Below are 13,618 nucleotides of genomic sequence, written 5' to 3'. Positions count from 1 at the left end.
AGTGCGTGCTGGTCATCCACGGGCTGTGGCTGTCCGGCCGCGGGCTCGCCGTCTGGGCCGAGGACAGCACGCTGCCGGCCCGGGCGCCCCGCCGGCCGGGCCGTGCCCCGCGCGAGCGGCCGCATCCCTTCGCCGCCGACCACGCCACCCTCGCCGCCGCGCTCGGCGACCCGGCGGGCGAGCCGGCCTCCGTGCTGCTCGACCTGCCCACCCGGGCCGGCTCGCCGCTGGACTCACCCGAGCTGGTCCGGACCACCGTCGGGGACCCGGTCCGCGGGCCGGTCACCCGCGCCGGCTGGCGGGTCCCCGCCCTGGCGTACGCCCCGGACGCCGCGTTCGCCCTGCTCCGGGCGCTGGCAGCGGGGGCGGCGGTGCCCGGCGCGAGCCTGCGCCACCTGGCCGAGCTGGCCGACTTCGCCACCGACCTGGTCAGCCGCGGCCGGGTGCTGCCGGGACTCGCCGATCCCGACACGGGCCCCGTCTCGACCAGGTCTGGAACGGCCGCAAAAGCAGGCCCGGTGGCATCGGCTTACCCGGCGGCACCAGCCAACCCGGCTGACCCGCCGGGCCCGGCGGCGCGCCTGCGTGTGGTCGACGACTCGGACGTGGTGACCGCGTCGGCCCTCTGGCGCCCGCTGCTCACCGGCACGGACGCCGCCTGGGCCCGCTCGTTGGCCCTCGCCCTGCCCCCGGCCGCCCGCGCCGCCCGCGAATGGCACCCGGCTGCCGGCGATCCGGGTGCGTCTGTTGTCGCTCGGGCGACCACGGATGCGCCCACAGCAGCCGACGGTTCGTCCCCGCCAGCGCCGGGCGCTGAGCCCGGGGAGCTGGTGGCCGAGGCGCTGGACGCGCTGGTCGACGCCGCCGCCCGGGCCGCTCTCGCCGACACCCGGCTGCCGCGGGGCATGCGCCCGGGCGGGCCGGTGCCGGCCTGGCTTGCGGCCCTCACCGGCCCGGAGCGGGTCTTCGCCGCCGAGCCGGCCGCCCTGGACACCCTCCGGGCCGAGCTGTACGCCTGGCAGCGTGACGCCGCCGGCGGCCCGGTGCGGGCGGCGTTCCGCCTGGTCGAGCCGCCCGTCGATCCGGTGGCCGAGCTGGTCGAGGGCGGCGCCTGGCGGGTCGAGTTCGGCCTGCACCCGACCGACGAGCCGGGGCTGGTGGTCGACGCGGCGCACATCTGGCAGCGGCCCGCGCCCGCGCTCGCCGCGCGCGGCGTCGACCCGCAGGAGACCCTGCTGGCCGAGCTGGGCCGGGCCAGCCGGCTCTGGCCCGAGCTGGACGCCGCGCTGCGCACCGCCGCGCCGGACGGCATGGAGCTGGACGCCGACGGCGCGCACCGGTTCCTGCGGGAGGGCGCGCCGGTGCTGCACGCGGCGGGCTTCGGGGTGCTGCTGCCCTCCTGGTGGCGGCGCTCCTCGTCCCGGCTCGGGGCGCGGCTGCGGGCGCGCAGCCGGACCGCGCCCGGCACGGTGGCCGTGGCCTCCGGCGGGCTCGGGCTGGACGCCCTGGTCGACTACCGCTGGGAGGTGGCCCTCGGCGACCAGCCGGTGACCGCCGAGGAGCTGGCCTCGCTGGCCGAGCTGAAGTCGCCGCTGGTCCGGCTGCGCGGCCGCTGGGTCGAGCTGGATCCGCAGCGGCTCGAAGCCGGGCTGCGGCTGCTCCGCTCCTCCGGCGAGCTGACCGTGGCCGACCTGCTGCGGATGGGCCTGGCCGGGGCCGAGGGCCCCGGCGAGCTGCCGGTGCTGGAGGTGGCCGCCGACGGCGCGCTGGGCGAGCTGCTGGCCGGGGAGGCGGAGCGGCGGCTCACCCCGGCCGACCCGCCGGCCGGGTTCGCCGGGACGCTGCGGCCGTACCAGCGGCGGGGGCTGGCCTGGCTGGCCTTCCTCCAGTCCCTCGGGCTGGGCGGGATCCTCGCCGACGACATGGGGCTGGGCAAGACCGTGCAGCTGCTCGCGCTGCTCGCCGGGGACCCGCCGGCGGCCGGGCCCACGCTGCTGGTCTGTCCGATGTCGCTGGTCGGCAACTGGCAGCGTGAGGCGGCGAAGTTCGCGCCGGAGCTGCGGGTCCACGTGCACCACGGTGCCGAACGGGCCCGGGGCGAAGCGTTCGCCGCCGCCGTGCACGCCGCGGACCTGGTGCTGACCACCTACTGGGTGGCCGCCCGGGACGCCTACGAGCTGGCCGGGATCGACTGGCACCGGGTGGTGGTGGACGAGGCGCAGGCGATCAAGAACGCCTCCACCCGGCAGGCCGAGGCGGTGCGGTCGCTGCCCGCGCGGCACCGGGTCGCGGTCACCGGCACGCCGGTGGAGAACCGGCTCGCCGACCTCTGGTCCATCATGCAGTTCGCCAACCCGGGCCTGCTCGGACCGGCCGCCACCTTCAAGAAGAAGTTCGCCGAGCCGATCGAACGGCACGGCGACGCCGAGGTGGCCGAGCGGCTGCGCCGGATCACCGGGCCGTTCGTGCTGCGCCGGCTCAAGACCGATTCCTCGATCATCACCGACCTGCCGGAGAAGCTGGAGATGGAGGTGCTCTGCAACCTCACGGCTGAGCAGGCCGCGCTCTACCGGGCGGTGGTCGACGATATGATGGCGAAGATCGAGTCCAGCGACGGCATCGAACGCCGCGGCCTGGTGCTGGCCACCATGACCCGGCTCAAGCAGGTCTGCAACCACCCGGCCCAGCTGCTGCACGACGGCTCCGCCCTGCCCGGCCGCTCCGGCAAGCTGGAACGGCTGGAGGAGATCGTCGACGAGGTGCTCGCGGCCGGCGAGAAGGCCCTGCTCTTCACCCAGTACGCCGAGTTCGGCGGCATGCTGCGCGGCCACCTGTCGGCGCGTACCGGCCGGGAGGTGCTGTTCCTGCACGGCGGGGTGGGCAAGGCCGAACGGGACGCCCTGGTGACCCGCTTCCAGTCCCCGGAGGGCCCGCCGCTCTTCGTGCTCTCGCTCAAGGCCGGCGGCACCGGGCTCACCCTCACGGCGGCGAACCACGTGGTGCACGTGGACCGCTGGTGGAATCCGGCCGTCGAGGACCAGGCCACCGACCGCGCGTTCCGCATCGGCCAGCGCCGCCGGGTGCAGGTCCGCAAGTTCGTCTGCGCCGGCACGGTCGAGGAGAAGGTGGCCGCGATGATCGCCGACAAGCGGAGCCTGGCCCAGCGGGTGGTGGGCAGCGGCGAGCAGTGGGTCACCGAACTCTCCACCGACACCCTGCGCGAACTGTTCGCGCTGGAGTCCGGGGCGGTGGTCGAGTGACCACACCGGACGGAGGGTCGCGGTTCGCCGAGTTCGGGCCGCCCCGGCGGGTCGAGGGCGGGCTGAAGGCCCGCAGCACCCGCGGCGCCATCGGGCGCTCGTGGTGGTCCCGGCGCTTCCTGGAGGTGCTGGAGTCCTTCGCGCTCGGCACCCGGCTCACCCGGGGCCGGGCGTACGCGCGCCGGGGCCAGGTGCTGCGGCTGGACGTCACACCCGGGCTGGTCACCGCCGCCGTGCAGGGGTCCCGGCCGGATCCCTACCCGGTGCGGATCGGGCTGGCCGCGTACCCGGACGAGGTGTGGGAGCGGATCGAGGCGGAGCTGGCCGGGCAGGCGTTCTTCAGCGCCCGGCTGCTCGCCGGTGACCTGCCGGCCGAGCTGGAGGAGCTGTTCACCGCGGCGGGCGCGCCGCTCTTCCCGGCCGCCGTCGGCGAGCTGGGCCAGCACTGCGGCTGCCCCGACTTCGCGGTGCCGTGCAAGCACCTCGCGGCCACGTTCTACCTGCTCGCCGAGGCGTTCGACGCCGACCCGTTCCAGCTCCTGCATTGGCGCGGGCGGGCTCGGGGCGAGCTGCTCGACCGGCTCCGTACGCTGCGCGGCGCCGCCACCCCCGGCGGCGCACCGGCCGGCCCGGCGGCGGCCCTGGACGTACCGGCCGTGCCGGCGGACGCGGACGCCCGGCCGGCGGCGCAGCCCGTGGCCGGCGCGGGACGGGTGCTGGGCGGTCTGCCGGCGGTCCCGCCGGACGACGAGCTCGACCGGTTCTGGCTGTCCCCGGTGGCGTTGCCGGACCGGCCGCCCACCCTGGCCACCGGGCCGGAACTGTTGCTGCGCCAGCTCGGCCCGCCCGGGGCCGCGATCGGCGGCCCGGGCCTCGTCGAGCGGCTCCGCCGGGCATACCGGGAGTTCGGTCGCGAAGCGGCGCCCAGGGAGTTTGGTCGCGAAGCGGCGCCCCGGGATTTCGGTCGCCGCGATGCGGCGGCGGGGTCGGACGACCCGCCACCGGCGCCGCGGTCATAGCCAGCGTCGGCGGAACCGCCACATGAGGCCGGCGTTGGCGAGCAGCACCACGGCGCAGATCGCGCCGGCCAGCCGCCCGGCCAGCACGGTCATCGCCGGCAGCGAGGCCCACAGCACGATCGTCAACAGCATCAGGTACCGGCCTCGGCGGCCCCGGGCCCGGTGGTCGAGCCGGGCGAAGAACTGCGGGTCACTCTCCCGCAGTTGGCGGGTGATCTGTTCGAACCTGCGCTGATCCTCTTTGCTGAGCATGGCGGTGCCTTCCCCTCACGGCTTCAGCGGTTCGGCGGCATACCCGCAACGGAGGCGGGTCACGCGCCGCCGCTGCCGCTGGTTTCGGCGAGCGGGACGGGCCTGGACGCACCGGTCGCAGACCTCAGCACGGGCTTATCCGTGCCTTAAGTTTCCCTCAGTGATTGAACGCCCCCAACAGCGTCGCGGCGGTCGAAAACGTCACGTCCGGGTGGTCACCGTCCGGCTCGGCCCTGCTCCGGAGGCCGCCGGCCCGGACGGGTTCCACCGGCCGCCGGAGGACCGGCCTGAGCACCGTCTTAAGTGCCCTCACCGGCCCCATCGGCGTGCCTTGAGCGGCTGGGAGCGCCTGGCTACTTTCCCGTAGCAACTCCTCCGGCAACCGTCGCCGCCCCTCCGCCCACCCCTGGGTGGCAGGCGAGCCGGCGCTCGAAGAAAACGGGACAGCTACATGGCCGACCTGAACGTGCCACCGCGTCGACCCCGCGACGACCGCGGCTGGGACGGATTCCAGCACCCCCACCCGGACGGGTACCGCGACCTGGACAACGCCATGCCCTACGCCGGGCCCGCCGGCTACGCCACCCCGGCGCCTCCGGGGCCTGGCCCACAGTGGGTCGGGCCCGACGGCTTCGCCGGCGGCGGCTACGCGCAGCCGTCCGGCGGCTATGCCCAGCCGTCCGGCGGGTACGCCCCGCCGCCCGGCCCGGGACTGCCCAACCTGGACGACGACGACGAGCCGCGCCGCGGCCGGCGTCGTGCCCTCGCCGCGCTCGGCGGCGCCGCGGTGGTCGCCGGTGGCGCCGCCCTGGCCCTGTCCCCGCGGGTCCGCGGCCTGTTCTCCGACGACCCGGTGGCCGGCGACGCGACCGGCACGGTGGTCACCGACGGCACCGCCGCCCGTCCCGGCGGTCAGCAGCCGAGCACGGTGCGCACCTACACCGAGCAGAACGAGAGCTACATGGGCTCCCGGGCCGGCGCGGCGCTCAAGCGCAACGCCCCGTCCGGTGGCCGGATCTTCGCCAGCCCGGCGGCGGCCGCGGCGGCCACGCAGGTGACCGTCAAGACGGTGCTCGCCAAGGACCCGATCCGCCACCTGGCCAGCCGGGCCACCTTCGGCGCCACGCCGAAGGTGCTCGCCGACATCAAGCGGCTCGGCATCGACGACTGGCTGCGCCAGCAGCTCCAGCCGGAGAAGATCGCGCCGACCAAGGCCGAGCTGAAGCTGGCCGAGCTGCCCACGCTCAAGCTGACCCCGACCCAGCTGCGCGACCAGCGGGACCAGCTCAACGAGCGGGGGGCCCAGCCGGAGCGGGAGACGGTGGATGCCACGATCGCGCGGCAGATCTGGTCCGACCGCCAGCTCTTCGAGGTGATGGTCGACTTCTGGAACGACTTCCTCCACGTGGCGGCCGACTTCGACGGCGGCGAGATCTACCGCAACTCCTTCGACCAGGACGTCATCCGCAAGCACGCGCTGGGCAGCTACCCGGAGATGCTGGTCGCCGCCAACAGGCACCCGGCGCTGCTGATCTACCTGAACCAGACCGACTCGCGCAAGGACGCGGTCAACGAGAACCTGGCCCGGGAGAACCTGGAGCTCTACTCGGTCGGTGTGGACGGTGGCTACACCGAGAAGGACGTCCGCCAGGCCGCCCTGCTGCAGACCGGCCGGGGCGTGGCCGACGGCAAGTACGTCTTCCACGCCGACCGGCACTACCTCGGCAAGGTCAAGATCCTCGGGTTCAGCCACGCCAACAACTCGGCCGACCCGAAGGCCGCCGACAAGGTGATCGACCAGTACATCACCTACATCGCGCAGCACCAGTCGACCGCGCAGTACGTGGCCCGGAGCCTGGCCACCCGGTTCGTCTCCGACACCCCGCCGAAGTCGCTGGTGGACCGGCTGGCCAAGGCCTACACCACCAACAAGGGTCAGATCCGGCCGGTGCTGGCCACCCTGTTCAGCTCGTCGGAGTTCTGGGCCGCGGTCGGCCAGAAGGTCCGCCGGCCGATGGAGTACCTGGTCGCCACGTACCGGTCGCTTGGCGTCGGGCCGGAGGCGTCCGCCGGTTTCGAGGGCGACAAGCGGCGCACCCCGTACGCCCAGGGGCTGCGGCAGATCCAGGACAAGCTGCGCGAGCTGGGCCAGTACCCGATGGGCAAGCCCACCCCGGACGGCTACGCGGACGTCTACGTGGCCTGGACCTCCGCCGGCACCATGGTCGACGGCTGGAACGAGGCCGGCGACCTGATCGGCGGCTGGCGCAAGCAGTTCACCTTCGTCAAGCCGGAGAAGCTGGTGGCAAAGCCGCCGGCGACCGCCGGGGCGTACGTGGACGCACTGGCCCAGCGGCTCGTGCACCAGAAGCTGAGCGCCAAGGAGAAGGCCCTCGTGCTCGGCGTCGCCGGGGTGTCGGCCGGCGCCAAGGTCGACGCCACCTTCAACGGGGCCATCGCCGCGGTCGCGCGGACGATCCTCGCGTCCCCCCAGCACCACCTCCGGTGAGGCATTCGATGGAGATGACCGTGAACCCGTACCCCCTGCACCCCGAATGCCCCGACCTGCGGCGGCTGGCCGACAACCCGGCCGAGGCGCTGCTGCGCGCGGAGGCGGACATCGTCGCGGCGGAGAACGCCGCCGAGGCCGACCGGTACCGCCGGCTGGAGGAGCTGGAGGAGGCCCAGCAGGACGGCCGGGGCGTCACCCGGCGTACCTTCGTCGCCGGCGCCGCGGCCACCGCGACCGCCCTGGCCACCGCCCAGTTCGTCACCACCTCGGCGTCCTTCGCGGCGACGAAGACCGGCACCCTGATCCACGTCTTCCTCTACGGCGGGCTGGACGGGCTGAGCCTGGTCGCCCCGGCCGACGACCCGGTGCTCAACAGGACCCGCCCCGACCTGCTGCTCGGCAACGACTCGCTGGCCCTCGGCCGCGGCTTCAAGCTGACCAGCGCGTTCGCCCCGCTGGAGCAGTGGCTCAAGGCCGGCCAGCTCGGCTTCGTGCCGGCGGTCTCCGACCCGCGGCTGTCCCGCAGCCACTTCCAGGCGGCTGACGCCTGCAACCTGGGCGGCCTGCCCGGCGAGACCGGCGGCCGGGGCTGGCTGGACAGCCTGGTCGACACCCTCGGCAAGGGCACCGCGTTCCGCAGCGTCGGCATCGGCAGCACCCTGCCCCGCTCGCTGGTCGGCGTGAACGGCGCCATCTCCCTCAACAACGTCGGGGAGCTGCGGCTCAACGGCGACGACCGGTACCGCGCCGCCACCGAGAAGGCGATCCGCGGGCTCTTCACCGGGATCAACCACCCGGTGGAGGAGGCGGTGATCGAGGGGATGGGGGCGCTGGCCACCGCGCAGAAGCTCGCCGCGAAGCCGTACCAGGCCGCCGCCGGGGTGAAGTACGACGGCGTCGGCTACGCCTTCCAGCAGCTCGCCCAGCTCATCAAGGGCGGGGCGAACGTCCGGGTGGCGACGGTCGGCATGGGCGGCTACGACACCCACGAGAACCAGGGCACCCGCGAGGGCGGCCAGCTCTGGCGGCGGCTCAACGAGCTGGCGAGCTCCATGGCGGCGTTCTTCACCGACCTCGGTGACCGGGCCGCCGACGTGACGATCATGGTGTCCAGCGAGTTCGGCCGGCGGGTCGCCTCGAACCAGGGCGGCACCGACCACGGGCACGGCGGCGTGGTCACCATCCTGTCCGGGCGCAAGCTCGCCGGTTCGCTCCTCGGCACGTGGAACGGGTTGAACGATCTCGACAGCGGAGACGTACCCGAGTACAACAACATGTTCAACGTCTACGGGTCCGTCGCGCAGGGCCGGTTCGGGCTGACGACCGCGCAGGTGGACAAGGTCTTCCCCCGGCAGAAGTACACCCCCGTGAAGCTGTACGCGTGACCTATCAGGACACTTACGCCGCCGGCCGCCGTACGAGGGCATCCGCCCCGTACGGCGGCCGTCCGGCTGCCCCCGTACCTCCGGGCCGGCCGCGCCGCGGGCCCGGCGGGCGGCGGGCGCTGGCCGCCGCGTTCTGGCTCGGCCTGGTCGCCGCCGTGCTGCCCTGGTGGCTCGCCACCCCGCCGGGCTCGCTGGCCGGCACCACCGCCGTACTCACCGCGGCCGGCCGGATCACCGGCCTGGTCGCCGGCTACCTGCTGCTGGTCCAGGTGCTGATGATGAGCCGGCTCGGTGTGCTGGAGCGCTGGCTGGGCGGCGAGCGGCTCTCCCGGGTGCACCGGGACGTCGGGGCCACCCTGCTGGTGGCGGTCCTGGCCCACCTGGCCCTGCTGGTGGTCGGCTACGCCCGGCTGGAGAAGAACTCGATCCTCGGCCAGGTCGGCGCCCTGCTGACCCACTACGAGGACATGGTCTCCGCCTTCGTGGCCGCCGGCATCATGGTGGCGGTCGGCTGCACGGCGGTCCGGGGCGTCCGCCGGCAGCTGCCCTACGAGCTCTGGTACCACCTGCACCTCACCAGCTACCTGGCCCTGCTGCTCGGCTACGGGCACCAGTTCAGCAACGGCGCCCAGCTCTACGGGCCCGGCCCGGTGCGCACCGGCTGGATCGCCGCCTACCTGCTGGTGGTGGCCGCGCTGGTGTGGGGCCGGCTGATCGCCCCGTTGCGCTTCAACCTGCGGCACCGGCTGCGCGTCGCCGACGTGGTGGCGGAGAGCCCGGACACCATCTCGATCTACCTGACCGGCTACCGGCTCAACCAGATCGACCTGCTCGGCGGGCAGTACTTCCGCTGGCGCTTCCTCAACCCCGGCTGCTGGTGGCAGTCGCACCCGTTCTCGCTCTCCGCGGCGGGCAACGGCCGTTGGCTGCGGCTCACCGTGAAGGTCGTCGGCCGGCACACCGCCGACCTGCGGGATCTCACCCCGGGCACCCGGGTCTGGGCGGAGGGGCCGTCCGGCACCTTCACGGCGGCGCACCGGACCCGGGAGCGGGCCCTGCTGATCGCCGGGGGCAGCGGCATCGCCCCGCTGCGGGCCATGCTGGAGGAGCTGCCGCCCGGGGCGGCCTTGATCTACCGCGCCCGCACCCCGGCCGACGTGCTGCTGCACAACGAGCTGGACTGGCTCGCCCAGGCCCGGCACACCTCGGTCTGGTACGTGATCGGCTCCCGCGACGACCCCGGCCCCCGGCAGGTGATGAGCCCGGAGGGGCTGCGCCGGCTGCTGCCCGACCTGACCCGTCGCGACGTCTACCTGTGCGGCCCGGGCGGCCTGGTCGAGGAGGCGGTCGGGGCGCTGCGCCAAGCCGGGGTGCCCCGCCGGCAGATCCACCGCGCCACCTTCGAGCTGTAGAGAGGCCCCGCCCATGCGTCGCGCGTTCCTCGCGATCACCGGCCTGGCCGCCGGCACCACCGCGCTGGTGGTGCTCAAGGGCGCCCCGGGCGCCGGCCAGGCCGCCCAGGACCGGCCGGTCGCCGAGGCCCCCGTCGTGCCCGCCGGCTCGCCGGCCCCCGGCCCGACCCCGGGCGGCGGCACCCCCTCCGCCCGCCCGAGCGCGTCGGCGAAGCCGAGCCCTCGGGCCGGTGCCAGCCGCGCCCCGGCCAGTCGGACCACCCGGGCCGCCCCGCGAACCACCACCGCCGCGCCGCGGACCACCGCCCCGCGGACCACCACCCGCACGGTCACCGGGCCGGTGGTCACCTACGAGTACGGCTCGCTCCAGGTGCGGATCACGCTGAGCGGCAGCCGCATCGTCGACGCCACCGGCCTCGGAATGCCGCTGGACGGGCAGTCCGGGCTGCGCAGCGACGACGTGCAGGCCCGCTACAGCGGCAGCTCGGGCGAGGTGGTCGCCAAGCAGGGCGCCAACCTGAGCACCGTCTCCGGGGCCACCTACACCAGCACGGCGTACAAGCGGTCGCTGCAGGCCGCGATCGACAAGGCGTGAGGGTGGCCGGGGCGCGGCCCGGCCTGCGCCGGGTCGAGCAGATCATGGGTACGGCGATCAGCCTCGACCTGGCCGACGACCTGCCCGCCGCCACCCTGCACGAGCTGGCCGAGCGGACCTTCGCCTGGCTGCGCGAGGTGGACGCGCGGTTCAGCACCTACCGGGCGGACAGCGAGGTGTGCCGCCTGGACCGGGGCGAGCTGCCGCTCGCCGAGGCCTCCGCCGACCTGCGGGCGGTGCTGGAGCGCTGCGCCGACCTGTGGACCGGGACCGACGGCTTCTTCGACGCGTACGCCACCGGGCGGCTGGACCCGTCGGGCTACGTCAAGGGCTGGGCGGCGCAGGTCGCCTCGGACCGGCTGGTGACCGCCGGCGCCCCGAACCACTGCCTGAACGCCGGCGGTGACGTACGGGTACGCGGCCACGCGGCCGCCGGCGGGCCGTGGCGGATCGGCGTCCGGCACCCCTGGGACCCGGCCGCCACCTGCCTGGTGCTGACCGGCACCGACCTGGCGGTCGCCACCTCCGGCGTCTACGAGCGCGGCCACCACGTCATCGACCCGCGCCGGGGCGCCCCGGCCGCCGGCCTGCGCTCGGTCACGGTGGTCGGCCCCGACCTCGGGGTCGCCGACGCCTACGCCACCGCCGCCGTCGCCATGGGCGAGCCCGGCATCGCCTGGCTGGACCGGCTGCCCGACCCCTGGCGGCACGCGGTGGTGACCGACGACGCCCGCCTGCTGGGCTCCCGCACCCTGCCGGTGACGGACTGACCGTCAGCGGCGGGGCTCAGCGGAGGGGGCGGTGGGTGGTGGCCGGACGGGAGCCGCGGGGGCGGGAGCCCCGGGGCCGGGTGCCCCACGGGCGGGTGAACCCCCAGCGGTACGGGCGGCGCCGGTGCCGCGGTGGCTCGGTGCCGCCGCTGTGGCGGGCCGCGTCGTCCCCGGACATCCTCCACCCCCGCTCTGGCGCGCGTGCGCCCTCAGCAGGCACAACGAGTGCGACGCCGGTGAGGTCGCTGTCCGGGGGCCGTCGGTCAGCAGCCGCGCCGGGGGAGGGGGAGCTGGCCGGGGAGCAGCTCGGAGGCGAGCGTGACCCCGGCGGCCCGTAACGCCTCGATCAGCGCGTTCTGCACCAGGTACGAGTCGGGCAGCCGCCAGCGCGCCTGCTCGGGGGCGACCGCCCAGCGCACCGTCCCCTCGGGCAGCCGGGTCGGCGGGGCCGGGATCCACGAGCCGGGACCGTGCCGGACCACGTGGAAGCAGTGCTCCAGCTCCGGGCGCAGCGGGTCGCCGGGGCGGACCAGGAACATCCAGCGGCCGGTGGGGGTGACCAGCACCGGGCCGCGTACGCCGAAGCCGGCCGGGTGGGTGGCGATCGTGTCCAGCACGCGCCGGCCCAGGTGGGCGGCGACCTCCAGCACGTCGAACGCGCGTCCGGTGGGCAGCAGCACCCCGTGCGGGCGGTTGCGCCACCAGGTGGCCACCCGGGCCGGGTCGGCGCTCGCCGCGTGCTCCCAGTTCTCCAGTGCGGGATGGCAGCCGATCGTGGGGCAGCCGGCCCGGCCGCAGACGAAGCGGCTGTTGGCCAGGCAGGCGCCGGGGGTCACCTCCCAGCCGTGCGCGGCGTACCGGACGGCGACCCGGCGCAGCCGGACCCGTTCCAGCGGCGACAGGTGAGCGACGCGCGGTCCGACATTCCCCCACATGTGTGTCATCCCCTCTCGCCCGCCCGAACTGTCCACACACCACACGTCGAACACCGTCACTGCCGTAACCCACGCTCGTTGAGCTGACGAACGGCTGATGCAACTTGCACGAAAACTAGGAGAACTGGCTGTACGGCCGACGTACAGACTGTGCGACCAGCGAAAACCTGAAACCGACGGACCGTTGCGATGGTCGACCGGGGGACATCAGTCGGACGCGGGCAGGGGGAGGGATGGGGAGATGGATGAGCTACCCATAGGCCGGCGGGTGGCGTACTGGCGGAGCCGGCGCAAGATGTCCCAACAGGTCTTCGCCGACCGGCTCGGCAAGTCCAAGAGCTGGGTGGACAAGGTGGAGCGCGGCGTCCGGCGGCTGGACAAGTTCTCCGTCCTCTACGAGATCGCCGACATCCTCCAGGTCGACGTGCAACTGCTCCTCGGCAAGGACCCGGAGCGGCGCAGCGACGCCCTCAACTGCATCGACCAGGTCGAGGTCGAGGAGATCCGGGCCGCGTTGGAGCGCTACGACTCGATGAGCGCCTACTTCGACGCGGCGCCCTACCCCCCGCCGCTGACCGACATGCGCAAGGCGGTCAACCACGCCTGGCTCACCTACCAGTACGGCCGCTACGGCATGCTCACCCGCGCCCTGCCCAAGCTGCTGCGCGACGCCCAGGCCGCCGACGCCGGCTACCGCGGCGACCAGGCCCGGGAGGCCGCCCACCTGCTCGGGCAGGTCTACCAGATCGCGTCCTCGGTGCTGCGCAAGCTCGGCGAGTGCGACCTGTCCTGGCTGGCCGCCGACCGCTCGATGGCGGTCGCCCAGCGGGCCGACGACCCCCTGCTCGCCGGCATCGCCACCACCCGGGTCTGCAACGCCCTCGTCGCGATGGGCCGCCCCCGCCCGGCGCTCGAACTCAACGTGCGGATCGCCAACCGGCTCGCCCCCGGCGGCGAGAACGACGTCCGGCCGGAACGCCTCTCCGTCTACGGCATGCTGCTGCTCCAGGGCGCGATGGCCGCTGCCCGGATCGGCGACTCGGCGACCGTGGACGACCTGCTCACCGGGGCCGCCGAGGCGGCCACCCTGCTCGGCGGGGACCACAACCACTACTGGACCTCGTTCGGCCCGACCAACCTGGAGCTGCACCGGGCGGCCGCGGCCGTCGAGCTGGGCGACGGCGGCCGGGCGGTGGAGACCCACCACCGCCTCGCCGAGCCCGCGTTCAACGCGCTGCTGCCCGAGCGGCGCGCGCACCACCTGTTGGACATCGCCCGCGGCTTCGCCCAGATCGGCGACGTCGCGAACGCGGGAGACATGCTCCTCCGCGGCGACCGGCTCGCGCCCTCCGAGATCCGTTGCCGGCCCATCGCCCACGAGGTGATGTCGGACGTGCTCCGTCGCACACGGGGTGCGCCGCCTTCGCCGATCGCGGAGTTGGCTGAGCACATGGGAGTCGGAGTATGAGCACGGCGCC

At 74.7% G+C, this 13,618-nt stretch carries 10 protein-coding genes; 8 read left to right on the top strand and 2 right to left on the bottom strand.

The window, feature by feature from the left end; all coding sequences use genetic code 11:
* The first annotated feature begins 5 nt into the window (after positions 1-5).
* Together AB0F68_RS12375 and AB0F68_RS12370 are read left to right on the top strand one after the other, a co-directional pair.
* The gene (locus AB0F68_RS12375; protein ID WP_357335769.1) at positions 6-3,260 is read left to right on the top strand and encodes a DEAD/DEAH box helicase; all 3,255 of its coding nucleotides are present in this window, start codon (positions 6-8) and stop codon (positions 3,258-3,260) included.
* Positions 3,257-4,279: a hypothetical protein gene (locus AB0F68_RS12370; RefSeq protein WP_357335767.1), complete on the top strand. Its 1,023-nt coding sequence runs from the start codon at positions 3,257-3,259 to the stop codon at positions 4,277-4,279. The genes AB0F68_RS12375 and AB0F68_RS12370 overlap by 4 nt, the downstream gene beginning before the upstream one ends.
* Here AB0F68_RS12370 and AB0F68_RS12365 read toward each other — a convergent pair.
* Positions 4,274-4,531: a DUF3040 domain-containing protein gene (locus tag AB0F68_RS12365; RefSeq protein ID WP_355349829.1), complete on the bottom strand. Its 258-nt coding sequence runs from the start codon at positions 4,529-4,531 to the stop codon at positions 4,274-4,276. The genes AB0F68_RS12370 and AB0F68_RS12365 overlap by 6 nt on opposite strands.
* A gap of 451 nt (positions 4,532-4,982) precedes the next feature.
* Here AB0F68_RS12365 and AB0F68_RS12360 point away from each other — a divergent pair, with 451 nt between their 5' ends.
* From AB0F68_RS12360 to AB0F68_RS12340, 5 genes are read left to right on the top strand one after another with little or no spacing between them, the layout of a single operon-like run.
* Positions 4,983-7,040: a DUF1800 domain-containing protein gene (locus tag AB0F68_RS12360; protein ID WP_357335764.1), complete on the top strand. Its 2,058-nt coding sequence runs from the start codon at positions 4,983-4,985 to the stop codon at positions 7,038-7,040.
* 14 nt (positions 7,041-7,054) lie between these two features.
* Positions 7,055-8,428, top strand: coding sequence for a DUF1501 domain-containing protein (locus AB0F68_RS12355; RefSeq protein ID WP_357335931.1), 1,374 nt, complete (start codon positions 7,055-7,057; stop codon positions 8,426-8,428).
* A complete protein-coding gene (locus AB0F68_RS12350; protein WP_357335762.1) occupies positions 8,425-9,840 on the top strand; it encodes a ferric reductase-like transmembrane domain-containing protein in 1,416 nt (471 codons plus the stop codon). Before AB0F68_RS12355 ends, AB0F68_RS12350 begins: the two co-directional genes overlap by 4 nt.
* Positions 9,841-9,853: 13 nt before the next feature.
* A complete protein-coding gene (locus AB0F68_RS12345) occupies positions 9,854-10,435 on the top strand; it encodes an FMN-binding protein (RefSeq protein WP_357335760.1) in 582 nt (193 codons plus the stop codon).
* 44 nt (positions 10,436-10,479) lie between these two features.
* Entirely contained in the window at positions 10,480-11,205 is a 726-nt protein-coding gene (locus AB0F68_RS12340; protein WP_357335929.1) for an FAD:protein FMN transferase, read from the top strand.
* Positions 11,206-11,468: 263 nt separating this feature from the next.
* Here AB0F68_RS12340 and AB0F68_RS12335 read toward each other — a convergent pair whose 3' ends face one another.
* A complete protein-coding gene (locus tag AB0F68_RS12335) occupies positions 11,469-12,140 on the bottom strand; it encodes a bifunctional DNA primase/polymerase (protein ID WP_357335757.1) in 672 nt (223 codons plus the stop codon).
* A 241-nt stretch (positions 12,141-12,381) separates the two neighbouring features.
* On the opposite strand from AB0F68_RS12335, the gene AB0F68_RS12330 reads away from it, so the two are divergent.
* Entirely contained in the window at positions 12,382-13,608 is a 1,227-nt protein-coding gene (locus tag AB0F68_RS12330; RefSeq protein ID WP_357335755.1) for a helix-turn-helix domain-containing protein, read from the top strand.
* Positions 13,609-13,618 lie beyond the last annotated feature (10 nt).

The sequence above is a fragment of the Micromonospora sp. NPDC023966 genome (genome assembly GCF_040639095.1).
Classification (GTDB): domain Bacteria; phylum Actinomycetota; class Actinomycetes; order Mycobacteriales; family Micromonosporaceae; genus Micromonospora.
This window is presented reverse-complemented; position numbering and strand designations above follow the sequence as displayed.

What these genes read in the sequence shown, in the direction of transcription:
- AB0F68_RS12365 (WP_355349829.1), bottom strand. Translation starts at nt 4,531, where the DNA reads ATGCTCAGCAAAGAGGATCAGCGCAGGTTCGAACAGATCACCCGCCAA.
- AB0F68_RS12360 (WP_357335764.1), top strand. Translation starts at nt 4,983, where the DNA reads ATGGCCGACCTGAACGTGCCACCGCGTCGACCCCGCGACGACCGCGGC.
- AB0F68_RS12355 (WP_357335931.1), top strand. Translation starts at nt 7,055, where the DNA reads ATGACCGTGAACCCGTACCCCCTGCACCCCGAATGCCCCGACCTGCGG.
- AB0F68_RS12345 (WP_357335760.1), top strand. Translation starts at nt 9,854, where the DNA reads ATGCGTCGCGCGTTCCTCGCGATCACCGGCCTGGCCGCCGGCACCACC.
- AB0F68_RS12340 (WP_357335929.1), top strand. Translation starts at nt 10,480, where the DNA reads ATGGGTACGGCGATCAGCCTCGACCTGGCCGACGACCTGCCCGCCGCC.
- AB0F68_RS12335 (WP_357335757.1), bottom strand. Translation starts at nt 12,140, where the DNA reads ATGTGGGGGAATGTCGGACCGCGCGTCGCTCACCTGTCGCCGCTGGAA.
- AB0F68_RS12330 (WP_357335755.1), top strand. Translation starts at nt 12,382, where the DNA reads ATGGATGAGCTACCCATAGGCCGGCGGGTGGCGTACTGGCGGAGCCGG.